General features: G+C 39.0%; 18 protein-coding genes. 6 read left to right on the plus strand and 12 right to left on the minus strand.

Annotated features, from left to right (window positions below):
• Positions 1-10: 10 nt before the first annotated feature.
• The 5 genes from BW935_RS17065 to BW935_RS17085 all read left to right on the plus strand — a co-directional run bounded on the left by BW935_RS17065 (position 11) and on the right by BW935_RS17085 (position 11,120).
• A complete protein-coding gene (locus BW935_RS17065; protein WP_076502995.1) occupies positions 11-2,737 on the plus strand; it encodes a S9 family peptidase in 2,727 nt (908 codons plus the stop codon).
• A gap of 350 nt (positions 2,738-3,087) precedes the next feature.
• Complete coding sequence (locus BW935_RS17070) at positions 3,088-6,051, plus strand: SusC/RagA family TonB-linked outer membrane protein (RefSeq protein ID WP_076502996.1); 2,964 nt, start codon at positions 3,088-3,090, stop codon at positions 6,049-6,051.
• 12 nt (positions 6,052-6,063) lie between these two features.
• Positions 6,064-7,479 (plus strand): RagB/SusD family nutrient uptake outer membrane protein, encoded by a 1,416-nt coding sequence (locus tag BW935_RS17075; protein ID WP_076502997.1) that lies wholly within the window; start codon positions 6,064-6,066, stop codon positions 7,477-7,479.
• Positions 7,480-7,625: 146 nt separating this feature from the next.
• On the plus strand, positions 7,626-10,694 hold the full coding sequence (locus tag BW935_RS17080) for a WD40/YVTN/BNR-like repeat-containing protein (protein ID WP_076502998.1): 3,069 nt from the start codon (positions 7,626-7,628) through the stop codon (positions 10,692-10,694).
• A gap of 117 nt (positions 10,695-10,811) precedes the next feature.
• Entirely contained in the window at positions 10,812-11,120 is a 309-nt protein-coding gene (locus tag BW935_RS17085; protein ID WP_076502999.1) for an HPF/RaiA family ribosome-associated protein, read from the plus strand.
• 39 nt (positions 11,121-11,159) lie between these two features.
• Here BW935_RS17085 and BW935_RS17090 read toward each other — a convergent pair whose 3' ends face one another.
• From BW935_RS17090 to lipB, 7 genes are all read right to left on the minus strand, one after another.
• A complete protein-coding gene (locus tag BW935_RS17090; RefSeq protein WP_076503017.1) occupies positions 11,160-11,789 on the minus strand; it encodes a rhomboid family intramembrane serine protease in 630 nt (209 codons plus the stop codon).
• 21 nt (positions 11,790-11,810) lie between these two features.
• On the minus strand, positions 11,811-12,806 hold the full coding sequence (locus BW935_RS17095) for a polyprenyl synthetase family protein (protein WP_076503000.1): 996 nt from the start codon (positions 12,804-12,806) through the stop codon (positions 11,811-11,813).
• A complete protein-coding gene (gene rnr, locus BW935_RS17100; RefSeq protein ID WP_076503001.1) occupies positions 12,772-14,973 on the minus strand; it encodes a ribonuclease R in 2,202 nt (733 codons plus the stop codon). The genes BW935_RS17095 and rnr overlap by 35 nt, the downstream gene beginning before the upstream one ends.
• Positions 14,974-15,239: 266 nt before the next feature.
• Positions 15,240-16,400 carry an ATP-binding protein gene (locus tag BW935_RS17105; protein WP_084565986.1) on the minus strand — a complete coding sequence of 387 codons (1,161 nt, stop codon included), beginning with the start codon at positions 16,398-16,400 and terminating at the stop codon, positions 15,240-15,242.
• Positions 16,401-16,612: 212 nt separating this feature from the next.
• Positions 16,613-17,350 (minus strand): 3'-5' exonuclease, encoded by a 738-nt coding sequence (locus BW935_RS17110; RefSeq protein WP_076503002.1) that lies wholly within the window; start codon positions 17,348-17,350, stop codon positions 16,613-16,615.
• A gap of 11 nt (positions 17,351-17,361) precedes the next feature.
• Entirely contained in the window at positions 17,362-17,763 is a 402-nt protein-coding gene (locus BW935_RS17115) for a hypothetical protein (protein ID WP_076503003.1), read from the minus strand.
• Between the two features lies 1 nt (position 17,764).
• A complete protein-coding gene (gene lipB / locus BW935_RS17120; RefSeq protein WP_076503004.1) occupies positions 17,765-18,493 on the minus strand; it encodes a lipoyl(octanoyl) transferase LipB in 729 nt (242 codons plus the stop codon).
• Between the two features lie 112 nt (positions 18,494-18,605).
• On the opposite strand from lipB, the gene BW935_RS17125 reads away from it, so the two are divergent.
• Positions 18,606-18,962: a YraN family protein gene (locus tag BW935_RS17125; protein ID WP_076503005.1), complete on the plus strand. Its 357-nt coding sequence runs from the start codon at positions 18,606-18,608 to the stop codon at positions 18,960-18,962.
• A gap of 209 nt (positions 18,963-19,171) precedes the next feature.
• On the opposite strand, the gene BW935_RS17130 is transcribed toward BW935_RS17125, so the two are convergent.
• The 5 genes from BW935_RS17130 to BW935_RS17150 form a co-directional block, all read right to left on the minus strand.
• Positions 19,172-20,146, minus strand: a complete 975-nt coding sequence (locus BW935_RS17130) for a c-type cytochrome (RefSeq protein ID WP_076503006.1) — start codon at positions 20,144-20,146, stop codon at positions 19,172-19,174.
• An 89-nt stretch (positions 20,147-20,235) separates the two neighbouring features.
• Positions 20,236-21,828 carry a LuxR C-terminal-related transcriptional regulator gene (locus BW935_RS17135; protein WP_076503007.1) on the minus strand — a complete coding sequence of 531 codons (1,593 nt, stop codon included), beginning with the start codon at positions 21,826-21,828 and terminating at the stop codon, positions 20,236-20,238.
• A gap of 148 nt (positions 21,829-21,976) precedes the next feature.
• Positions 21,977-22,969 (minus strand): ABC transporter ATP-binding protein, encoded by a 993-nt coding sequence (locus BW935_RS17140; protein WP_076503008.1) that lies wholly within the window; start codon positions 22,967-22,969, stop codon positions 21,977-21,979.
• On the minus strand, positions 22,966-24,000 hold the full coding sequence (locus BW935_RS17145; protein WP_076503009.1) for an iron ABC transporter permease: 1,035 nt from the start codon (positions 23,998-24,000) through the stop codon (positions 22,966-22,968). Before BW935_RS17145 ends, BW935_RS17140 begins: the two co-directional genes overlap by 4 nt.
• Positions 23,990-25,135: an ABC transporter substrate-binding protein gene (locus tag BW935_RS17150; RefSeq protein ID WP_076503010.1), complete on the minus strand. Its 1,146-nt coding sequence runs from the start codon at positions 25,133-25,135 to the stop codon at positions 23,990-23,992. Before BW935_RS17150 ends, BW935_RS17145 begins: the two co-directional genes overlap by 11 nt.
• Positions 25,136-25,351: the final 216 nt, after the last annotated feature.

Raw genomic sequence — 25,351 nt, forward strand, 5'->3', positions numbered from 1 at the left:
CTCCAATCATATGAAATTGAAAAAATATAGCATCTTGATCATTTTGATGCTTTTTGTGGGAATAACTTATGCCCAAAAAAAACCTCTGCAACTCGAAGACTATTCGAGGTGGTCAAGAATCATTTCTCCAACAGCCTCGGCAGATGGGAATTGGTTTGCTTATGCATTGAGGCCTAATGGTGGAGATGATACACTGCATCTCAAATCACTCAACCCTGAGAACTTGGAGCGTATCCCATATGCGTCATCTCCAACATTCTCAAAAAACAGTAATTTCTTTGCCTACTTAACTAAGCCAAATAAATCCGAATCAGAAAAACTAAGGAAAGCGCGAAAACCTATTCCAAGTACTGCACATGTAAAAGCGCTAAACTCTGATCATAAATTCTCTGTTGAAAGAGCCAATAGAATGGCTTTCTCAAATGATGGAAAATATTGGGCAGTATTGAAGGACAAACCAGAAAATGCTAAATCCGATGTCAGAGGAGCTGACCTCGTACTTTACAACCTGACCACTAAAACAGCCTTAAATCTAGGAAATATTGTAGAATTTGCTTTCAATCAAAAAAGTAGTCATTTGGCATACCTTGTAGATGCCGAAGATCAAGTAGGAAATGGTGTATTTGTACTTGATTTACAAAACATGGCCACCCGTTCTTTAGATAGTGACAAAGCTATCTATCAAAGCCTTACTTGGGATGATGCTCAAGCAAAAAAAGCTGAGTGGAGTAGTAAAGGCAATCAACTTGCCGTATTGAAAGGAAATAAAGTTGATTCTCTTATCCATCAAAACAACGAGCTGATTGTCTTCACAGCTTTAGACAAATCACCAGTAAAAAAGGTGCTATCCAATAAGGCGAATGGTTTCCCAAGTGACTACGTCATCAGTGAAAAAGGAAGGCTAAGCTTTAGCAATGATGGTAAAACGGTAGGCTTGGGAATTAAGGAACAAGAAGTTAAAGTAAAAATGAGTAAGGACACCATTGCAAATGTAGACGTTTGGCATTGGAAAGATGATTATATACAATCGGTACAGATCGTAAGAGCAAATAGAGACAAAAACTACACTTACAATGCTATCTATCATATAGCAGATGACAAATTCGTCAGACTTGCTGATGATGATCTCAAATATGTGATGGACTCCAAACATCCCCAATACAGAATAGGAAGAGATGACAGCCCATATATCAGTGATGTCAATTGGGGGATTTCACCAGCAGATCTATATAGGGTAGATATCAATAATGGCTCTCGCAAAAAAATAGAAGATTTAGTGATCAGAACTTTAGAGTCTTCCCCTGACGGAAGATTTTATTTATATCAAAAAGACACGGCTATTATCGCTTACGACCTTCAGACAGATAAAAAAACGAATATTTCTGAGAAAGCAGCTGTCATTTTTATGGACATGGAGCATCCTTATCCACATGAAAACCCAACTTTCGGGGTAGCTGGATGGACCAAAGATGGCAAAAATGTAATTCTCAATCATAAGTATGACCTCTGGATGCTGGCGCTAGACGGCTCCAAAGCTGAAAACATCACCAAAATTGGGGATCAACAAGAAATTAGATTGAGATATCTCTCTCTAGACAGTGAAGAAGATTGGATAGACACGAAAAAACCCCTGCTTCTGACTGCCTATGGTGACAAGACAAAAAAAGAAGGTTTCTTTGAATTGAACTTAGGTTCTCAGCCAAAAGCTTTGGTGTATGAGGACCTGAGTTATGGAAGACCAATAAAAGCTGAGAATGCTGATAAAGTGTTTTTCACCAAACAAACATTTGTAGATTATCCAGATTACTATGCTGCAAATAGTAAGTTTAATGGCCAAAAAAAACTAACCGATGCCAATCCGCAGCAAGTTGAATATGCATGGGGAAGCAGAAAATTGGTTGATTTCACTGACAGCAGAGGCAACAAGTTGCAAGGTACCATGACGTTACCTGCTGATTATGAAGAAGGGAAAGCTTACCCTACGATTATTTACTTCTACGAAACCATGTCAGAGCGACATCACCAGTACTCTATGCCAGTATATGATGACCGACCGCATTTCTCCACCTACGCAAGCAATGGCTATGTGATTTTTATGCCAGACATTGTATTTGAAGAAGGCAAGCCTGGCACTAGCTCGCTAGATGTCATCACATCTGCTGCCAGAGAATTGATCAAGCAAGGGTATGCGGATGAAAACAACATAGGGCTTCAAGGGCATAGCTGGAGTGGATATCAGACTTCATTTATCCTGACTCAGACAGATATGTTTAAGTGTATCGTGACAGGCGCTCCACCTACCAATTTGGAGAGCTTCTACAATAATATCTATGGCAGTAGTGGAACTGTACACCATGGAATCATGGAAATCGGTCAAGTAAGAATGGGGTATGGCGTGACACCTTGGACACATAGAGAAATCTATCAGCGTGAAAATCCGATGTTTCACATCCCAAATATCAAAACGCCATTCATGATTCTTCATGGCACCAAAGATGGAGCGGTGGATTGGTCACAAGGACTTGAATTATACAATGCTGCCAGAAGAATGGGTAAAGAAGTGATCTTCCTTTCCTATCCAAATGAAGGTCATCACCTAGCCAACGAGGCTAATCAAAAAGACTTCCAAAGAAGGATGAAAGAGTACTTTGACCATCATTTGATGAATAAGCCTGCTCCCGAGTGGATGGAAAAAGGCGTACCTCATCTTAAAAAGCTTTACGAGAAAGCTGATTAAATCATTATGCTTACTTAGGTTTAAACTGTCAGTCAATCTTTTTTGGCTGACAGTTTTTTTTGATCAATAAAAGAACATATTACAATAGTAAATTCTACATATAAAAAATTAATAAATACAAAATTCTTTCAATAGATTGGTATTTTCAATAATAAAACAGAATTAAATTCCGCTAATTATTCAATTAAAAGCCTAAAATCATTATATAAATTCATTTTTAAAACTATTTAAAGATTACTTTTAAGTTTACCATTTTTTATTCTTTTATTAAGCTAAATACTTGAAATTTGAGCTAGATTTTTTTTAACTTTTAAGAAGTTTATTGTACAACAATATAAACCAGTCTAACTATGAGGAAAGTTTTACTCGCAGTCATGTTATCATTGATTGCATCGACGGGCTATCTGCATGCCCAACAAAAAAGTGTATCTGGTACAGTGATATCAGGCTCAGACAACCAGCCGATACCTGGTGCAAACATCCAAATCAAAGGAACTACAGTCGGAACAGTCACTGATATTGATGGTTCCTTTACAATTCAAGTCCCCAATAATGATGCGGTTTTGATTTTCACCTACATTGGCTATTTAAGCCAAGAAGTGGTTGTTGGAACTAGAAGCAGTATTAACATTACGCTACGTGAAGATGTCAAGCAGCTAGGAGAAGTGATCATTGTCGGTTATGGTGAGCAAGACAGAAAGACGCTCACTTCGGCTATTTCATCAGTAAGCTCCAAGGACATTGAAAACCTACCCATGCCTAGCCCTGACCAGATGATGCAGGGACGTGCAGCTGGTGTATTGGTATCATCAAATTCAGGTATCCCTGGAGGTGGTATGTTTGTCAGAGTAAGAGGTACTACCTCGATCAATGCAAACAACGACCCACTCTATGTAGTAGATGGTATTCCAATTGTCTCCGGAAACTTATCAGCTGTTGGTCTTGGTGGTAGTACAGCAAATGCAATGGCTGATATCAATCCTGCCGATATTGAATCCATGGAAATCTTAAAGGATGCATCAGCTACAGCCATTTATGGTGCAAGAGCTGCCAATGGTGTAGTTTTGATCACTACCAAAAGAGGTAAAAGCCAAAAAGCCAGGGTAACGATTGGAGCCTATCATGGTGTACAAAGCGCTTGGAGAAAGCCAGACTTGGTAGATGGATCCACTTTTGAGATGCTCCGCAATGAAGCAGCTGTTAATAATGGTGGCCAACCTATATATCCTAACCCATCTCAAGCCATCAGCACAAATTATGCTGATTTTGTTTTTAGAGATGCTCCGATCACCAATTTTGATGTTTCTGTTACTGGAGGTAATGATCAAATAAGGTATTTAGCATCTGCTTCAGATTTCAATCAGGATGGAATTGTTGCTCCATCTTCATTTACAAGAAGAACTGGAAGACTTAATCTTGATGCTTTCGTTTCGGATAAATTAAAAATTGGAACCAGTATCCTATATTCAAGAAATATCAGAAATAGGGTCAATAATGATGACAATATTGCTGGAGCACTAGGTGGTACACACTTCTTCCCATCTAACTTGCCTCCATACCAGCCAGATGGCAGCTACACTAAGTTCTCTATTTTTGAGAACCCAATAGCTGTAATCAATGAAAATGATATTACCATGGTGACAAATAGAGTCTTGGCCACGGTATATGGAGAATATGAATTTTTCCCTGGTCTCACTTTGAGAAGTAATTTCAGCGTCGATTATAATAATGTCAAAGAAGACACTTACATCAACACCCTACTCAATGCAGGTGCTGCTGTCAATGGTCAAGCTACTTCAATTGTTTCTGTTAATGACAACTGGATTCAAGAGAATGTCTTGAACTATCAGACAAATTTTGATGGTGGACATAGCCTGAGTGTGCTATTAGGAACTACTTTACAGCAATCAACTTTTGAAAGAACTTCGGCAACAGGACAGCAATTCCCGTCCAATGACTTCAAAAGAATTGCTTCTGCTGCTGTTCAAACATCCTCCTCTGATGGATCTATCTGGGGAATTGCTTCTTTGTTTACTAGAATAAATTACTCGCTTCAAAACAAATATCTATTGACTTTGAATGTACGTCGAGATGGTAGTTCTAGATTTGGTACAGCCAATAGATGGGGGACTTTCCCTTCTGCAGCAGTAGGCTGGAGAATTTCTGAGGAAGACTTTTTCAACAAAGGTCAATTTGTATCTGATCTAAAGCTACGTTCTAGCTATGGTGTCACTGGTAATCAAAACGGCATCAACGATTTCCAATCAAGAGGACTATGGGCAGGTGGGGCTAATTATGCAATCACTCCTGGAACCGAACCTTCTCAGTTAGCAAATCCAGATTTGAAATGGGAAAGAACGGCTCAATTTAATATTGGGGTTGACTTTGCCATGTTCAGTGACAGGCTCAATGTCTCTTTTGATTACTACAACAAACAGACTACTGACTTGCTCTTAGCAGTACCTATCCCTAGAGCCAGTGGTTTCAGCAGTATTTTCCAAAATTTCGGTGAAATGGAAAACAAAGGATTTGAACTTTCAATCGCTGGAAACTTGGTGAATAGACAAGATTTTACATGGGATGTCAATTTCAATGTGGCTCAAAATAGAAACAACATTAAAAAGCTAGCACAGGCTATACCTGTGTACAACAGAGATATCATCAGAATGGAAGAAGGTATACCTATGTACTCATTCTGGATGCACAAGCAGTTAGGTGTAAATCCTGAAACTGGAGACCCAATATGGGAGACAAAAGATCCAAATAGACCATTTGATCCAAATATTGATAGGTTTATTGTAGGTGATGCATGGCCTGATTTCTTTGGTGGACTCACCAATACCTTCAGGTATAAGAATTTCGATGCCATGATTTTCTTTCAGTACTCTTATGGTAACGATCAGCTTTTTTGGAATAAATTCTTCCAAGAGCATGGTGGAACAAGGAATACAAACTTCCTATCTAGCCAGCTTGATAGATGGCTACAGCCTGGAGACATCACCATGGTTCCTAGAATGACTAATGCCAACTATGCTGCCAACCTTAGGCCTTCAAGGTTTGTAGAAGATGGATCCTATTTGAGATTGAAGAATTTAAGCATTGGCTATACTTTGCCAGCCTCTTTGGCATCCAAACTTGGGATGACCTCTGCAAGAGTGTATATCAGCGGTCAAAATGTACTGACCTTCACTAATTACAGTGGAATGGATCCTGAAGTCAACTCAACAGCTAGTACAGCTACCACACAAGGAGTGGATTTCTACGCTATGCCGCAGCCAAGAGTATTTATGGGAGGTTTCAATATCACATTCTAAATCCAAGAAATCATGAAATTTAACAAATTAATATTAGGTATATCGATTTTAGGATTTGGTCTGAACACAGCATGTAATGTATTGGATCAAGAACCTGAAACACAAATATCAGATCAGACAGCATTTACCAACGAAAAAAGTGCTGATGCTGCACTAGCAGGATTGTACCATCAATTGCAATCTGGTTTCTATTATGGTAGAAATTTTCAAATTATCAGTGATGTATCCAGTGATATTTCTCAAAGTGTAGGAACTTGGGATTTCTACAGAGAATTGGATACATATCAACTGGACGCCTCAAACCTTGAAATCACCAACTTCTATACGGCTGCTTATAGAGCCGTGAACCAAGCCAATAATATCATTGCAGAGGTTCCGAACATAGAAATGACTCAGGCCAGAAAAGACAACATCATCGGTCAAGCATATTTTGTCAGAGCATTGGCATTCTTTGATTTGAATAGAGTCTTTGGGGGTGTTCCTGGAGTGCATGGTGAGCGTAGTGTTGTGCTTCCCACGACACCTTCTAGAGCTGTCAATGAATCACTTTACCCAAGTAGACCTGTACTGATAGACGGCTACAACCAGGTAGAGGCTGACCTATTAAATGCACTCAACCTTCTTCCTGAAACACAAGCGAATAACACCGCCACCAAAGCTAGGGCTGTAAAAGGAACTGCAAGAGCTTTACTTTCTAGGTTTTACTTGTATACTAAAAACTACCAAGAAGTAATCAGACTCAGCACTGACGTGATCAATGATAGCAAATACAGCCTCTTAAATGATTATTTGGGAATATTTGCCGGGGAGTTTACTTCCGAATCTATCTTTGAACTTGAGTTTATTGCGGCGGATCAAAGTGGTATGCGATTTTGGTATTTCCCAGGAGCCCAAGGAGGTCGGGGTGAGTTAGCTGTTCACGAAAGCTTCATTGCAGAGATTCAAGCCAATAGCAATGACATAAGAGGTACCATGTTTGGCTTTGATGGTGTGCAAGGTGTATTCTATCCTACAAAGTATAGAAAGCCTGGAAATATCGACAACTTCCATGTCATTAGAGTCTCTGAGATGTATCTCAATAGAGCTGAAGCTTATGCTCAAAGTCCAACTACTCTTCCACTAGCTATCGCTGACATCAATGCAGTGAGAAATAGAGCGGGTGCTGGAGCGTATTCAGGGCCTATTTCTACACAGGATATTCTCTTAGAAATCGAAAAGCAAAGAAAATTTGAGTTTGCTTTTGAAGGTCATAGTTTCTTTGACTTGGTAAGGACAGGGAGAGCACTTACAGTGTTAGGAAGTGTAAGTCGCAAGAATTCTGCTGCGCCAGTGAGTTTGGACCAACCTTGGAAGCAAATTCTACCAATCCCAAGGGATGAATTACTCTCCAATCCAAATATGACACAAAATCCAAATTACGGAAATTAATATTTCAATCTTAGCAAGCTGTTTGGGATCAGTAGTATTCCAAACAGCTTTTTTTCAAATAGACTTTTGACCATTGATCATTTTTCCTAATGTGTACCCTTCAAAATAAAGTAAATTATGAGAATCAATAACAAACCCTTTATACTATGAGAAAAATCTATATTCCAATCTTAAGCTTTCTTCTCTGGTTTTTGATCATACCAACGCCAGAAATCAAGGCTCAGACCTATGATGAAAAGATATATGAAGCAGTACAATGGCGACTAGTAGGACCACATAGAGGTGGTAGATCTGCAGCCGTAGAAGGTATTGCTGGAGCTCCTGACACTTACTACTTCGGTGCAACTGGAGGCGGTGTATGGCGAACAGACGACTCAGGGAAAACTTGGCGATCTGTTTCTGATGGTTATTTTGGTGGCTCAATCGGTGCTGTCGCTGTAGCCCCAAGTGATACGAGTATCGTCTATGTAGGCGGTGGCGAAAAAACTGTCCGTGGTAATGTATCCTATGGCTATGGCATCTGGAAAAGTAAAGACTCTGGTAAATCCTGGGAACAAACAGGGCTCAAAGACTCAAGATTTATCCCGAGGGTAAGAATTCACCCAAAAAATCCAGACGTAGTATACGCAGCAGTACTAGGTGATATATTCAAACCAACCCCAGACCGAGGTGTATACAAATCTACCGATGGAGGATACAATTGGGAAAAGATACTTTATGTCAATGAAGTATCAGGTGCCATCGACTTGATCATGGATCCAAATGATCCAGAAACGCTCTATGCGACCACTTGGGAAGTCAAAAGAACTCCATACAGCCTAGAAAGTGGTGGCCCAGGTTCTAAAATCTTTAAGAGTACCGATGGTGGTAAGAACTGGACAGAAATATCTAGAAATCCTGGACTTCCTGAGGGATTGCTTGGGATCATGGGCATCACGGTTTCTCCTGTTAACTCAAATAGACTTTGGGCTATTGTAGAAAACCTCAATGGGGGTGTTTTCCGATCTGATGATGGAGGCAAAACTTGGGAAAAAACCAATGAAGATAGAAACCTCAGACAAAGAGCTTGGTATTACACGAGAATCTACGCAGACACACAAGAAGAAAATACTGTCTATGTTGTCAATGTAAGGTATCATAAATCGACTGATGGGGGTGAAACATTCACAAGCCATTCCGCTCCACATGGAGATCATCATGACCTTTGGATAGATCCTAACAACAACAAGAGGATGGTGATCGCTGATGATGGCGGCGCTCAGGTTAGCCATGATGGAGGTGCTAATTGGTCTACTTATATGAACCAACCAACCGCACAGTTCTACAGAGTGACTACAGATAATCATTTCCCTTACAGAATCTACGGCGCTCAGCAAGATAACAGTACCATGCGAATCGCTCATAGAAATGAAGGTGGGGCAATTACAGAATCTGACTGGGAAGTTAGTGCTGGATCTGAAAGTGGATGGCTCGCTGTAGATCCTGACAATCCTGACGTGGTCTTTGGTGGAAACTATGGTGGACTACTCCAAAGACTGGATCATGGCACCATGGCCAGAAGAAATGTCAATGTCTACCCTGACAATCCAATGGGGCATGGAGCGGAAGGAATGAAATATAGATTCCAATGGAATTTCCCTATTTTCTTCTCTATCCACGATTCAAAAGTACTCTACACTACTTCTAACCAAGTTCACAGATCTACCAATGGAGGTCAGTCATGGCAAACCATCAGTGGAGACCTTACCAGAAATGCTAAGGAAAAACTTGGACCATCTGGAGGGCCAATTACTAAAGACAACACTTCTGTAGAGTACTACAGCACTATATTCTCAGCAGCTGAAAATCCAATCAAAGCAGGAGTAATCTGGACAGGTTCTGATGATGGATTGGTCCATGTATCCAAAGACAATGGAGCTACTTGGGAAAATGTCACTCCAAAAGACCTTCCAGAATGGACCCAAATCAACAGTATGGAAGGACATCCTTTTGAAGAGGGGGGAGTGTATTTTGCAGCCACTTCTTACAAAAATGGTGATTTTGCACCGTACCTGTACAAAACTACCGATTATGGTAAAACTTGGACTAAAATAGTCAACGGTATCGACAGTGAACATTTTACAAGAGTGGTAAGGGCGGACCCTGTCAAGCGTGGTATCCTCTATGCAGGGACTGAGACTGGCATGTACATTTCATTCAATGATGGATCAAACTGGCAACCTTTCCAACTAAATCTACCTATAGTTCCAATCACAGATTTGACGATCAAAGAAAATAACTTGATCGCAGCTACTCAAGGAAGAAGTTTCTGGATTATTGATGACTTGACAGTCTTGCACCAAATGTCAAATGATATTGCCACCAAACCATTCCATCTTTTTAAACCACAAGATTCTTATCGACTTGATGGGGTGAGAAGAGAGTCTCTGACTGCTGGAACAAATAGACCAGGTGGTGTATTGGTATATTACCACTTGAAAGATGAACCTAAAGACGAGGTCAGGTTTGAGTTTTATGACAATAACAATAAGCTCATTAGGGAATTTTCTTCCAAAGCGGAAGGTGGCGAAAAAATAAAATATAGCCTTGGATCTAATGAATTTAACTGGAATTTGAGAATTCCTGATGCAAGGGGATTTGAAGGGATGATCATGTGGTCTGGTCCGTTGAGAGGTCCAAAGGTGGTCCCTGGTGATTATAAAGTAAAGCTAATCGTAGATGGAGTAGCTCAAGAACAAGGATTCAAAGTTCTACCTGACCTGAGATATCCTTCTACACAAGATGATCTGCAAGCCCAATATGACTTCTTGTTGGCTGTAAGGGATAAACTTACCGAAACTCACGAAGCCATCATCATGATCAGGAAGTACCGAGATGAACTCAATGCAATCGCTGAAAAAGATGCCAGGCAAAAAAGAAGAATTGAGCCTATCGTGAAACAAATATCTGATATTGAAAAGGAACTCTATCAAACTCAAAATAGAAGTGGGCAAGATCCATTGAACTACCCTATCAGATTGAATAACAAACTCGCTCACCTCAATGTAATTGCAGGTACGGGTGAATACAGACCTACCGATGGTGCTGAGGAAGTAAGAGCTGAAATCACCAGGCAAATTGATGTTCAGTTGACTAAATTCAGAGAGATCGAAAGCAATCAAATCTCTAAAATTCTAAACATCGAAGAGATGAAAACTGAATTGACAAAAAAATAAGTCTCAGACTGAGATGATTAAAAAAGCCACTCAAATTGAGTGGCTTTTTTGTGACTTTTAACACCTGAAATTCGTATAATTAGATATATTTTCGAAACAAATCTAAATTTTATAACCATGAACTACACAGAAAATTATAAAGGAGTAAAGATCGATGTTCAATCTCCAAATCTCGATGTAAGCGAATCTGTTCAAGCTGAAATCAGAGCCAGCATAGATAAACTCTCTAGATTCACTTCTAATATCAATGCACTGGATGTATATTTCAAAGCAGAAGGACAAGGCGGGACAGCCACTACTACAATTGGCATGAGGGTAGGTGTACCAGGGCCAGATGTATTCGCTGAAGAAAAAGGTGAGAATTGGATCGGAATGCTGAAGTCTGTAACCGACAAAAACATCAGACAACTTCAAAAAGACAAATAAAGATTAGAAAAAAATTATCATAATGTAAAAAGCTTTAGGTCAGAACAACCTGAAGCTTTTTATTTGGTCTAGAAAATTCAAAGCACTACTAGGACTGAGAATCAAGATAAATATAATCCCAAATAATGCACCATACAGATGAGCGTCGTGATTGACTCCATCGTTTCCCTTGCGGGCTTGTACAATAGAATAGATCAAAAACAAGCCTCCCAAAGCAAAGCCTGGCAGACAGATCAATCCAAATAAACAAATATCAGATAAGGGCATCAAAATGATACTGGCAAATACCGTAGCTGCCACTCCCCCACTTGCTCCCAACGCACGATAGTAGCTATTCCCTCTTTCCTTCATATAGGTAGGAATATCCGCTACTACGATAGCTGCCACGTAAAAAGCCACAAATGCCAACGTTCCTGGTATAAAACCCAACTGATACAAGAGAAACCGCTCCACAGCTCCACCAAAGAAAAAGAAGGTAAACATATTGAAAAGCAAATGTGTACCATCCTTATGAATAAACCCTGACAACACAAATCTATCCCATTGATTCCTTTCTTGAATTAAATAAGGCGTAAACATCCACCGATTGAGTAATTGTGGATTTTTGAACCCCCAATAGGAAGTCAAAACGGTGATCACTATAAGGACCACCGTCGTTGATAATTCTATCATGATTGAAAAGCTAAAGGATTATTTTTCTCTATTGACTAAATCTTCTGTAAGCTTGAGAAGAATCTCAAAATTAACACTATTAGGTACTTTCAGAGACTTAAGCTGCTCGAATCCTTGCTGAAAATATTCGTGCATCTTCGCCTCGGTCAATGCTTTGATCCCTAATTGATCATAGATAGCTGTTACAGCTTTTACTTTTTCTTCTTTGTCAAACGCTTTCTTTGCAAGCCAACTTTCTAATTGCTCCCATTGAGCACCAGTAGCCAATTCCTTGGCTTTGATCAACAAGTAAGTCTTTTTGTTGGCAATGATATCACCACCTACTTGCTTACCAAACTTAGCTTTGTCTGCATAGACATCTAGCAAGTCATCTTTAAGCTGAAAACCAATCCCAATATTGACACCAAAATCATATAACTTCTGCACCTCTTGAGGTGTAGCATCAGCCAACAACCCACCAAGTTGCAATGAAAAACCAAGTAAAACAGCCGTTTTCTGACGAATCATATCTATATATGCTACATCAGTGACGTGATCCATTCTTTCGAAATTCATGTCATGTTGTTGTCCTTCGCAGACTTCAGCTGCTGTTTGGTTAAATAGACTCAAGGCCACTGGAAGCTTATCAGAGGAAATATCTAGCAGCATATCGTAAGCTTTGACCAACATCACATCACCAGACAAGATCGCGGTGTTGGCATTCCACTTTTCATGTACAGTCGCTTGCCCCCTTCTCAATGGAGCATCATCCATGATATCATCATGCATCAAAGTGAAGTTATGAAAAACCTCCACTGCTGCGGCAGGGCTAAGAATGTCCTGATAGTTGTCCTTATAAAGACTATAAGCCATCAATGCCAAAAGAGGCCTGATCCGCTTGCCTCCCAAGCTCATGATATAGCTGATGGGCTCATATAGTTCTTTAGGAGACGCACCATAATGGTGCCTTTGAATGTGGTTTTCTAAATCAGCTAAAAGCTTATCTACGCTTAGGTTTTCTGTCGTTTGATTCATTATCTGCAAATTCCAAGTCTATGGTTCTTCTGTCTATATCCGTTGCAACTACACGGACATTGACTTGATCACCCAAAGTGATCATTTTTTTATTTTTGCTACCTATCAGGCGCATATTTTTTTCATCAAATTCATAATAATCATCGTCCATATCTTGAACTCTAATCATTCCTTCACATTTGGTTTCAGTGATTTCTACAAACACACCCCATTCGGTCACACCTGAGACAATTCCCACATAATCTTTGTCTTCAGCCAAAGACATAAATTCTACCTGCTTGTATTTGATAGATGCCCGCTCAGCATTGGAAGCTCGCTTTTCTCTATCTGAGGAATGCAGACATTTATCTTCCCAACTCTCTGACTCAGGAGACTTTCCACCATCCAAATAATGCTGCAATAGCCTATGTACCATCATATCAGGGTACCTTCTGATAGGTGAAGTGAAATGCGTGTAATGCTTAAATGCCAATCCAAAATGGCCTCTAGGCTCTACGGTATAGATTGCCTTGGCCATACTACGAATCGCCAATTGTTCCAATACATTCTGCTCAGGCTTACCCTGAATCTCATCCATCAATTTATTGAGTGCTTTGGAGATCCGATTCCCCTCTCCCACCTGGATTTCATGACCGAATTTCTTGGCAAAATTGGAAAATGTCTCTAAGCGCTCTAGATCGGGGTGATCATGAACTCTATATACAAAAGTATCGGCACCTTTGTTTTTATTGTAAATGAATTCTGCCACCGTTCTGTTTGCCAACAGCATGAACTCTTCTATCATCTTGTGTATATCCTTGCGCTCCTTGACAAAAAGTCCCAGTGGTGTACCTTTTTCATCAAGCTTAAACTTCACCTCCACGGTTTCAAAATTCACCGCTCCTTTGTCAAACCTTCTTTTTCTTAATTTCTTAGCCAATTCATTTAGCAAAGTCAATTCCTCAAAGAAGTCCCCTGACTGGCTATCGATATTTTCTTGTGCCTCTTCATAGGCAAACCTGCGATCCGAATGAATCACTGTCCGACCGATCCAATGCTTCAAAACATCACCAGATTCATCCATCTCAAAGACACAGGAAAAAGTCAATTTATCTTCATTCGGCCTCAAGGAACACAGTCCATTACTCAATCGCTCAGGAAGCATTGGAATGGTTCTATCTACCAAATAAACGGATGTAGCTCGATCAAAGGCCTCTTTTTCAAGACTTGTCTTAGGTAGCACGTAATGCGTCACATCTGCTATATGTACGCCAATTTCATAATTCCCATTGTCTAGTTTTCGGTAAGAGATGGCATCATCAAAATCCTTTGCATCCGCTGGATCTATCGTGAAAGTCGTAATTCCCCTAAAATCCTTCCTGGCATTGATCTCCTTGGGAGAAATCTGCTCAGGTATGGCTTCAGCTTCCGCTACTATATCAGCTGGATACTCGAATGGCAGGCCAAACTCAGCCATAATAGAGTGAATCTCTACCTCATGCTCTCCTGCTTTGCCTAATACCCTGGTGACTTTTCCAGTAGGATTCTTATCCCCCTCTCTCCATTCGGTCAACTTCACTACTACTTTTTGATTGTGCTCTGCTCCGCCTAGATCACCTTTGTGCACGAAGATGTCATGATGCATTTTCTTAAAGTCTGGTACCACAAAGGCAAATCTTGGAGATATCTCCACCCTACCTACAAATTCATCCCTACTTCTCTCTAGTACTTCAAGTACCTTGCCCTCTGACCTTCCTGTTCTCCCCTTCATAGGCAAAATCATCACTCTCACCCTATCTCCATCCAAAGCATTTTTCAAGTCTGCTTCTTTGACAAGGATGTCTTCCTCCACATTGAATTTGGCATCAGCTATGATGTAAGCAAATCTAGGATTCACATAATCCACTATACCCTCGACAAACTCAGGGTCTTTGGTCGAGGAGAAATAATTCCTCGGAGACTTGGACACAGATCCTCCAGCGGCGAGCTTATGCAATATCGGCTCTACGCCTCCTTTGGTGACAGAGTCTCTGATTTCTAATTTTTTAATGATCTGTTTGGCATTGAATTCTTCTCCAAAGTTATTATCCAAAAAGTTTAAGATCTTTCTAGCAAGCTGGGCAGCGTCCATGACTTTACCTCCTTTTTTCTTGCCTTTGTCTGATTTGTTGTTTGATTTTCTTCCCATAAAAATGGTCGTGTTTTTAATTTCTTTAATTTAATAATTATCCCATTCGGAATTCAGTATTCCGAAGAAAAGTATTGGTTTGCAATGAAAAGCTTGTAAGCTGATGTACTTTTTCAAATAGCTCCGATTTGCTATGTACTGAAAAATTGAGGCGACTAATCTTTACTTTTGGGCTGCTATTCAAAGCGACTACATTTATTATACCCAAAGATAAGAAGAAGATTATTGTCTAAAAGGTTCCATTTCAAAAACAAAGATTATTTAACTCATCTTGGAAAACGCTTCCATGAAATCAAGTCACCTGCTGTTCTTGATTGATTATCATCGCCTCCATAGACAAGTGATTTTGTTAAATTCTGGATTTTTGAAATTTCCTCAAACTTATTGAGCCCATCAAACATATCCGTTGTAATGGTTTTTGTCGCTTTGAACTCATAAACCTTCACATCCAACCCTTGATCCACAAGTAGATCGACTTCATTCCCTGCCGAATCTCTCCAAAACCATATATCTTCCAAATTATTGGAATGATGCATTTGCTTCACATATTCTGCAATCATCATGTTCTCAAACAAAGCTCCTTTGACAGGGTGAATCAAAAGCTTCTCCATAGATGAAATCTTAAGCAAATGACATAACAATCCTGTATCATAAAAATACAGTTTCGGGGTTTTCAAAATCCTTTTGCTGAAGTTTTTATAATAAGGATACAGCTGAAACGTAATAAAACTTTGCTCCAATGCTGAAAGCCATGCCTTCGCAGTAGGCTGTGTGATACCACATTCATTAGCCAAAGCATTCAGGTTCAGTAACTGTCCCGCACGAGCCGCACAAAGTGATAGGAAATTTTGAAACAAGCGCATTTCTCTGATTGCAATCAATTCACTCACATCCCGATTGATATAAGTCTGAATATAATTGGAATAAAACACCTTAGACGGAATATCTCTATGATAAATCGCGGGATAAAAACCTTTGACTAAATTGTCTGAAAACTCATCTTGCAATAAACCAACAGAACCAAGTTCTTGATGATCCAGTGGAAAGAGCTTAAATATTGCTACCCTTCCCGCCAGGCTCTGCGTGATATTATGCATCAAATGGAAATTCTGAGACCCTGAAAGCACATAAGCTCCCATCCGGTCTGGATGATCATCCACTTTTGTCTGGAGGTAAGAAAACAGCGCTGGCACCCTCTGCACCTCATCAAAAATCACATGATGATCATACTCCTCCAAAAAACCATTTGGATCCTTTTCAGCGAAATTTCTATAGTCCGGATTCTCAAGACTGACATATCGATACCCCTGAAACAAATCCTTCAACAAAGTAGTCTTCCCAGATTGTCTCGGACCAGTCAAAGCAATAATAGGGTACTTTAGGATCATTGCCTTTACCGAATCATATATCTTCCTGTTAATCAGCATTTTTTTATTTCAAAAATACTAATTATTTTGAAATAACACAACTTCAATTTTGAATTTACACAACTTCAATTTTGAATTTACACAACTTCAATTTTGAATTTACACAACTTCAATTTTGAATTAACATGACTTCAATTTTGGATTAACATGACTTCAATTTTGAAATAACACGAGTGTAATCTTAAAATATAAAGCGAAAAAGTTATTTTAGGTCACTCTATTTCTAGATCCAAATTGATGATTTCAAACTCAATTTCAGGTGGCACCCCCCTGAAGGCCAAGTAAATTCTTGCAGTCACCAATACATCACGAAGGCAATAATCCCTGATACTTGCTAAGCCTCCTTGGTTGTAGTACACATCATTCACTTGGGAACCATCGATCCCCTCTTTGGAAGTAGGAATATCGAAAACAGTCGCCAGCAACTCTAAGCGTGTATAATGCTTGTAATCACCAAACTTCCAAAGCTCCAAGGTATCCAAATGTCTGATCTCCCATGGCTTTCTACCAGCCATTTGTAGTGGTTCTGGCAAAGGAATTCTATTGATCAAAATTCTTCTGGAGAGATAGGGGAAATCAAACTCCTTCCCATTGTGCGCACAGAGAACCCATGGCTTTTTTTCAAGTAAAGTGGTGAATCCCTGTAGTGTTTCATACTCATTCTCTCCTGCAAAAGTCTTGGTGCGATACGCCAGCTCATCCTTATCCTTATCAAAAACAAAGTAACCAACACCTATACAGAGTACCTTTCCAAACTCAGCATAAATCCCTGCCTTTTCGAAAAACAAACTCCCTGGCTCAATGGCTTCATCTGATTTGTGGATGAGTTTCTCTTTTTTCAACCATTCCTCTTGATACCTTTCCGATAGCGTTTCAAAATCAGACTCAACAGAGGCCGTCTCAATATCCAAAAACAGGATATCATTCAATTCTTCAAAAAAATTCTTCATAAATCTGTCGTTTATCCATGAAGGACACCCTCTAGACCAAGCTCAGGAATCATCCTGATGTTAGAAGGGTCCATACTCCCTTCTGTAAAGATAAACTTTTTGTCAAATATCTGATCCAAAATGTAATAGCTCAGCCAAAATTCATTGTTCAATGTAAATACCGCAGGATCAATAGGCTCTATCTTAGCGATAGATTGAGAACCCACTTCTTGAATCATGTGCCTCAATACAGAGGTCTTTCGCTGTTCTCCATCGATAAGCCCATATCCTTTGCTCGTGATCATCACTGTGTGTAATTCTATCATGTTCAAATTGATCATGTAAACAGCCCATTCCTCTTGACCGTCCACCAGCTCTCTAGCGATGGCTAATTTCACTCCTGTGACAGGATGAAAATTGATATCCTTCTTCATATTATATTTCTCCTTCGATCAATTCCATTTCAAAAAGATTGACCAAATGTTTCTTCACTTTTTCTTTGACTGCTACCTCATCTACTGATCTCCCCAGTTCGAGATGCATGGAAGTGACAGCTTTGTCTGCAATTCCACAAGGCACAATATTTCCAAAATACTCCAAATTAGCATTGACATTGAACGCAAAACCATGCATGGTGACCCAACGACTGGATTTGACACCGAGAGCACATATCTTCCTTGGGTTCTGCTGCTCTACATGATCCAACCAAACCCCAGTAAGCCCCTCAATTCTGCCTGCAATGATCCCATACTCTGCTAAGGTCAATATGATCGCCTCTTCCAGATAACGTAGGTACTTATGAATATCTGTAAAGAAATTGTCCAAGTCCAAAATCGGATAACCCACTAACTGACCTGGACCATGATAGGTGATATCCCCCCCTCTATTGATCTTGTAAAAAGTCGCCTGCTTTTGCTTTAATCCCACTTCATCCAAAAGCAAATGAGCCAACTCTCCACTCTTGCCTAAGGTGTAGACGTGAGGATGCTCCACAAAAATCAGGTAATTATCAGTAGCTAATTGCTTATCATCTGTTGATTTCCTGTTTTCAATTTTCCTAGCTACAGTTCTAGCAAAAAGTTCTTCCTGAAAATCCCAAGTCTCCTTGTAATCTTTGCTGCCTAAGTCTAGAAATTTTACTTTTTTATTGATAACTTGATTCACCTTTGAAATATTTATTTGTCAAAACGCCCACCTTTTACATTAAGTTCTAGTAGTGGTTGATGATTCAGAGGACATTTTTAAAATGATTTTTCAAAATTAAACATTTATTGTGATGGCAACACATAATGAAAAAGGAAAGCTCGCAGAGGACTTGGTCAAAGAGTGGCTTTCGAGCAAGGGTTACAGCTTCCGAACTGCAAACTACAGGTATGGACATGCCGAAATTGACTTGATTTTTGAACATAAAGGCATATTGGTATTTGTAGAAGTCAAATTTAGAAGCGGAACTGGCTTCGGATTCGCTGAAGAGTTTGTCGACTACACAAAAAGAAAACTCTTGATCAAAGCTGCTGACCACTACATCCACGAGCAAGACTGGCATCAAGACATTCGATTTGACATAGTAGGAGTCTATCAAGACAAGCACGCCAACATCAATTTTAGGCATTTTGAAGATGCTTTTTATTAAAATAATAAAGTGGTCTTGAAAGTATGAGTGAAATTTTCCTTCCCAACCTAATTTAGTAATTAACCTGAACAAGCTTTGTATCTTGGACTCTTAGTGGTATGATTAATCATCATAGCCACAAAGGTACTAAGACACATTAAGCTTAATTCAAATCTCAAAGTTTCCTTTTAGCATGAAAATAAATACGTTCGAGAAATTCTCATGGGCAATTACTTTTTGGCGACAAATTTTTCTACATAATTTTCTACTGGATCAAGGGACTGAAGATAAGCATAGATAGCCTTGAGATCTTCGACCTTCATACCAGCATACATCACCCATGGCATAATTGTCTGAAAATCATCATCCTGAACCTTCTCTGGAATATAATGTCCTTCTTCATACATTTTAAATCGCTGCACAAACATCTCTTCAGTCCAATTCTTAAGCCCACTTTCATGTGGTGTCAAATTAGGTGTAGTCAATAGTCCATTTGGCATTTCCATAGCACGTCCGCCGGCTAGAGGCTCACCAACAAAAGCTCCATTTTCAAATCGGGTATGACAATCTGCACAGGCGGATGCAGTTACCAAATACTTACCATACGCAATCTGATCAGAAGGATCAGGCTTCTGTACCAAAGTTGCTTTGGTAGGCATCGTTCTTAGGATCAAATTAAAAGGGAAATCTGCCTTGGACTTCGGATGATTTGTTTCTATAGGCTCAAGAGATCTCAAGTAGGCTATCACAGCTTCGATATCTTCAGAAGCTATCTTTCCATAGCTATGATATGGCATCACAGGAAATATTGGTGTTCCATCTCGCTTTACACCAGTCGTAATCAATCGAAATAATTCACCATCTGTCCAGTCCCCTATACCATAAGGCGTAATGTTGGCTGAAATAAAAACACCGGGAAAACCCATGGTTTGATCAAATCTCTCCCCTCCAGAAGTCTCTGTACCGGGTACTGGGGGACCTGAAAACAACGAAAAATCTCTCACAGAATGACAGTCCACGCACATCATAACATGGTAAGCCATATACTTTCCATGTTCTACTTTCTCTGATGTGATATCTACTTTGAAATCTACTGGTGGATCCCCCACATTTGGAAGTGCTAGGGAAATATAAGCAATTACTGCTAAAATTAAAATCACCAATAAGGTAACTAAGTATGCCAAAACTTTAAATACTTTTTTCATAGTGTGTGGGTTTTAGATAAGGAATGAAGTCTAAATTTCCTATTTCAATACATTTTTTAAATCACCCTAAAGGGTGAAAAACCCTAACCCTAGTGTAAAATCAATGACATTGCCCTCAGCTTATGAATCAAATCTGTCCTGCTTTGGGCCTCAACTTTAATAAATATGTTCTTCAAATGTGTTTTTACTGTATTTTCACTTACAAAAAGTGTAGCTGCAATTTCGCAATTACTTTTCCCTAATTCTACCAATTGTACCACATCCCATTCCCTACTTGTGAGGGGTGTTGGCAAATGGCTATTGACCAATTTAAAATCAAGTAAGTCTATTGATTGATGAATGAATTCGGGTTTGAAATCCTTTTGATGAGACTTTACTTTCAAAAAATAAATCCTATATCCTAGAAAAATGGTGAGTAAAAACAGCATAACCAAAGCAGAGATAATTGTAAACTTGCTTTTTGTTTGAGCATACAAAGCTGCTTTTTGCTTATTTATCAACTTCTCTTTTTCAATCAATTCGTATTTGGCTTGCATCTCTTCAAAAGCCCACATCCTCTGTTCACTATTGATACTATCTTTCACATGGTCATAAATTTTCCAATAATGAACAGCTTGATCAGTTTGACCCAGAAGTTCATATGCGGAAGCTAGCTCTTTGGTCACTTGCTTTTGAAGTTCCAATCTTCCAGTTAGCTCAACCATGGCGTTGGCTTGCAATAAGTCTTGCAGCCCTGTTGCTTTTTCCCCCTTCTTGATTTTTAGGATTCCCAAATAAGCCAAAGCCGCAATTTTTTCATGTGACTTATCTGATTTCAGCATGGAAATCCCTTTATCTAATAGCTCATAAGCTTCTTCAAGCGTACCTAAATGGTACAATGCAACACCTTCTCCTATTTGAATGACTGCTTGATCCCTTGGTGTTTTGGTATAGAGATTTAATTTTTTCGCTTGCCTAAATGCATTCAAACTCTTATCATATTCTTGAAGATAAGCATAGAGCAACCCTATATTATAATTTGAATTTATAATTCCAATTGTATCAGCACTAGCTAACTTTAAACTCAGCGATCTCTCATAGGCCTCCAAAGCTTTGCTATAATTTTTTTTGTTGCTGTAGATGATTCCCAAATTATTTAAAGCATGACTCAAGCCTTCTGTATAATGAATTTCATCAGAAATTTCCATGGCTTCTTGATAAGCCAAAGTAGCCAATGCATAATCAGAATTATAATAATATGCCGCACCTATTGCATTCTTTAGCTTAGCTATACTGAGCAGATCATTTGATTCTTCTGCTAGATCCAAGGCAAATCGATATGTAGACATTGCTTCATTAAAGTCATCACCGAATTCAAGAGCAAGTGCTTTCTGATAAAGGTTCCATATTTGCCCAGAAATGAAATTAAGGTTTCTAGCGAGCACATATCCTTTTTGACTGTAGAATAAGGTTGAATCTAAGTTTTCCTCTAAATGATAAAATGCCAAATCTCTTAAAATCCAAACTTTATTTGTATCAGCTTTACTTGTTTGAAGCTTTTGGTGAAGGCTGTCAATTTTACTTTGATTTGCAAGTACTTCTAAATTTGCCCCATAAAACAGAATCATCAAACAATAAATCAAATAGACTCTGATGATCTGAGTCTTTTTCAGATATGATAATATAGACTTACAAAAATCCATCCCAACTAACTTGATATTTAAAAACCAATAAAATATATCTTTATAATTCAATATACTGAATCACAATAACTTAAGCCGTAAATGACTATTGAGTAATTTAAAAATAATTACTTGAAATTGTTAAAAAGTGTCTAAAATAGTTTAATCATCAATCCTTCAGGAAACTTTTGAAATCATTAAAAGTCTCAAATCGAAAATGATTTTCTTGCTTCTCTATATAAATTGAAAATGGATCATCAATTATCGAAATCTTAGAAATTGAATTAACTTTTGTACTGTGAATTTTTCTTAAAAATAATTTCATCCAAAAAATCAGGTAATCTCCTCCCTCCATCAACGGATAATTTACATCACTCGAAGTCAAAACTTTACCTGTCATTTTATCAAAACTCAATCGCTCTGAGGGTAGTAGTAAATTAATTTGTCCATTTACAATCAGATCTTCTGGAGTACCTATTACTAATGGTAAACCACATTGCATCAGCCAAAATTCGTCAGCAGTATCTATGGCGATGTCTAAATCATGGGTTACCAGCAGAATTGCTTTCTCTTCTTCATGAGCGATATTTCTTAATAACTGCATCACTTCAAATCTATTGATCAGATCTAAATGTGCAGTGGGTTCGTCAAGTATCAATAAATCTCCATCCTGCGCCAATGCCCTTGCAATCATAGCCTTTTGAAGTTGTCCATCGCTGAGTTCACTCAAAACTTTGTCTTGGATATACGAGATGTGTGTAAGCCGAATGGCTCGATCTATTATAAGTTGATCTTGCTTACTCAAACTCCCCAACCAATTAGTATGTGGTGTTCTTCCTAAAGCAACTAAATCCCGAACAGTCAAATTACCTAACCTGACCTTTTCAGTCAAAACTACCGCTATACTTTTCGATAATTCCTTATATCCGATATTGAGTAGTGGCTTACCATTCATTTTAATGGAACCCTTCAGTGGAGCAATTTGCCCCAAGATAGTTTTGATCAGGGTTGATTTACCTACTCCATTCGGGCCTAATAGGCAGGTAAGTTGACCTTTTTCTAGCTTGAAAGACAGTTCTTCTGCTATCATAGCAGCTTGAGACTTACTCCCATAGCCTATTGATAGTCCTTCTGCTTGCAATATGATATCACGTCGACTCAAAACTCTTTGCTAAAATTACGTTTCAAAATTAACCATATTACCATAGGAGCACCAACCAACGAGGTGACAGCATTGATCGGTAATGATTGTGCTGAGCCAGGCAATTGGCTAATTGAGTCACAAATCAACAAGACAACCGCTCCAAGCAATAATGAAGCAGGAATCAAAACACCATGATCCGCCGTCTTAAAAATAATCCTAGCCATATGTGGCACTGCGATTCCTATAAATGCAATTGGACCACAAAATGCCGTAGCACTACCAGCAAGAACTCCCGTACTGATAATCATAGCCCATCGTAGTTGGCGAATATTGACTCCCATACTTTCAGCATAAGCTTCTCCCAATAGCATGGCATTGTAGGATTTGATAAAAACCAAAACAGGAATCAACCCTATCAAAACTGCCAGACCAAAAATCTTGAGCTGAGAAATTGTAGTCCCGCCAAGACTTCCCATAGACCAGACTGTGAATATCTTCAATTGATCTGCATCACTAAAATACGCCAAAACTGAAACGATAGCCCCTGCAAGACTTCCAAACATCAAACCTACGATCAATAAGGTCATGCTGTCCTTAACTTTCCAAGCGGTCAAACTCATCAATAATAGGACTAAAATAGCCCCAATAGTGGCCGCAATCACCACTGCCCAACCTCCTACACCTCCAGCAAACAGGCTCAATCCCAACATAGACCCAGTAAGGACTAAAATAGCAACGCCTAAGCCAGCTCCCGAACTGATACCAAGTACATAAGGTCCAGCAAGTGGATTTCTAAAAAAAGTCTGCATTTGTATACCGCTTACTGCTAATGCAATCCCAGCCAAAACTGCTGTAAAAGCTTTGGGAATACGGTATTGATAAATGATTACTTCCCATGATTTCTTTGAAAATTCCCCACCAAACAAGCCTGATATAATTTCAGCAATTGGAATAAAAACAGACCCTACCCCTAGATTGATTAGAAACAATATAATCAAACCAAGTCCAAGGAATAGGAATAGGTTACGGTGTGGGATGCTATTCTTCATTCAATCTGGTGTAGAAATAAGATTTATAATCTTTCAATAGGCTGGGGTGTAAAATATTAATCAAGTCTTTAAGAATCAAATCAGGGCGCATATATCCAAGTTCAAAATATTCAATCCCTCCAGTAGGTCCTTTCTTGGAAGTGTAAGAATATACATTTCCTAATTCAAAAGCCTTGAAAGCAGTATAGCGCTGATCTGCATCACGCATAGATTGAAGTGAAGGGAAGTCAGATGCTCCAAGCCAAAAATCAGCCTCTTGAGCTTGATCTAAGACATATTCATAATTCAGTTGGGCGCTTCCCGATCCTCTTTGATCTTTGAAAATATAATCCCCGCCAGCGGCCAGAAGCAATTGAGCTCCCCAAGAGTCACTTCCTGGTACGTACCAAATATCCTTGTACATCACTCCTGCCATAACTTTTGGTTTATCCTCTTGACTCACACTTTCCGCAAGCTTCTTTGCTTCTAGATACGCTGCTTCAATAGTATTGAATATCTCAACTGCTTCCTCATATCTACCTAACAATGCTCCTGTAAACTTGATCCACTCTGCTCTACCTAGGGGATCTTGCTCTACATATTCGCCATTGATTACAGCTGGAACTCCAGCTTGCTTGAGCAACTCAATATGCTTCAAATCTCCACCCAAAGTAGATATCATCACCCAATCAGGTTGAAGATCGATAATCAATTCTATATTAGCCTGTGCTCCACTCCCAAGATCTTTTACCTCACCTTTCTCAATCAGTTCTCGCACTGCAGGCGAAGAAATCAAATCTAAATTTGGAAATGCCTTCAACTTTTTTGATTCACCCAACAAATCTAAGTGAGGAATATGTGAAGTTGAAGTCATAACTATTGATGAGGGTCCCAAGCTAATGACTGCATTGAATGCTCTATTTGGTAACTGCACGGAACTGTCCTCTATTACCAAATAATTGAATGCATCATGCTCGCCAGGAAAGCCTTTTGAGACTTCCAAAACTTTGTATCCACTCCCTTGAATCACCTTGAAACCAGACGCATAGGTATTCTCCAAAATTATTTCTTCTTGTGCTTGAAATTGGCTTTTTTCTTTACAAGAAAAAGCTATGCAAAAGAAAAACACACAGAGAATACACTTTAAATTTTGCATGATTTGATTTAAGATTTTAACGCTTCAAAGGCTCAAAGATAGTAATGGCTTTTATTAATCCTACAAAGTTCAACGCGGTCATATAACCACAGATATCACTAGGTAATGAAATTAAGCACCTAAAACAAAAATTGGTCACGGACTATTAATACCAATTTTCAAGGCTTCTGATGCAGAATTTATTAAAAAATCAGAATATTATTTGAAAACAGAAAG

It is taken from the genome of Belliella pelovolcani, from assembly GCF_900156785.1.
In the GTDB taxonomy this organism is placed as follows: Bacteria; Bacteroidota; Bacteroidia; order Cytophagales; family Cyclobacteriaceae; genus Belliella; species Belliella pelovolcani.

Bases quoted from the DNA above. Each gene is read 5' to 3' on its own strand.
- BW935_RS17075 (WP_076502997.1), top strand. From the start codon at position 6,064: ATGAAATTTAACAAATTAATATTAGGTATATCGATTTTAGGATTTGGT.
- BW935_RS17150 (WP_076503010.1), bottom strand. From the start codon at position 25,135: ATGCAAAATTTAAAGTGTATTCTCTGTGTGTTTTTCTTTTGCATAGCT.
- BW935_RS17145 (WP_076503009.1), bottom strand. From the start codon at position 24,000: ATGAAGAATAGCATCCCACACCGTAACCTATTCCTATTCCTTGGACTT.
- BW935_RS17095 (WP_076503000.1), bottom strand. From the start codon at position 12,806: ATGAATCAAACGACAGAAAACCTAAGCGTAGATAAGCTTTTAGCTGAT.
- BW935_RS17105 (WP_084565986.1), bottom strand. From the start codon at position 16,400: ATGCTGATTAACAGGAAGATATATGATTCGGTAAAGGCAATGATCCTA.
- BW935_RS17070 (WP_076502996.1), top strand. From the start codon at position 3,088: ATGAGGAAAGTTTTACTCGCAGTCATGTTATCATTGATTGCATCGACG.
- BW935_RS17085 (WP_076502999.1), top strand. From the start codon at position 10,812: ATGAACTACACAGAAAATTATAAAGGAGTAAAGATCGATGTTCAATCT.
- BW935_RS17115 (WP_076503003.1), bottom strand. From the start codon at position 17,763: ATGAAGAAGGATATCAATTTTCATCCTGTCACAGGAGTGAAATTAGCC.
- BW935_RS17135 (WP_076503007.1), bottom strand. From the start codon at position 21,828: ATGGATTTTTGTAAGTCTATATTATCATATCTGAAAAAGACTCAGATC.
- BW935_RS17125 (WP_076503005.1), top strand. From the start codon at position 18,606: ATGGCAACACATAATGAAAAAGGAAAGCTCGCAGAGGACTTGGTCAAA.
- rnr (WP_076503001.1), bottom strand. From the start codon at position 14,973: ATGGGAAGAAAATCAAACAACAAATCAGACAAAGGCAAGAAAAAAGGA.
- BW935_RS17110 (WP_076503002.1), bottom strand. From the start codon at position 17,350: ATGAAGAATTTTTTTGAAGAATTGAATGATATCCTGTTTTTGGATATT.
- BW935_RS17130 (WP_076503006.1), bottom strand. From the start codon at position 20,146: ATGAAAAAAGTATTTAAAGTTTTGGCATACTTAGTTACCTTATTGGTG.
- BW935_RS17065 (WP_076502995.1), top strand. From the start codon at position 11: ATGAAATTGAAAAAATATAGCATCTTGATCATTTTGATGCTTTTTGTG.
- BW935_RS17080 (WP_076502998.1), top strand. From the start codon at position 7,626: ATGAGAAAAATCTATATTCCAATCTTAAGCTTTCTTCTCTGGTTTTTG.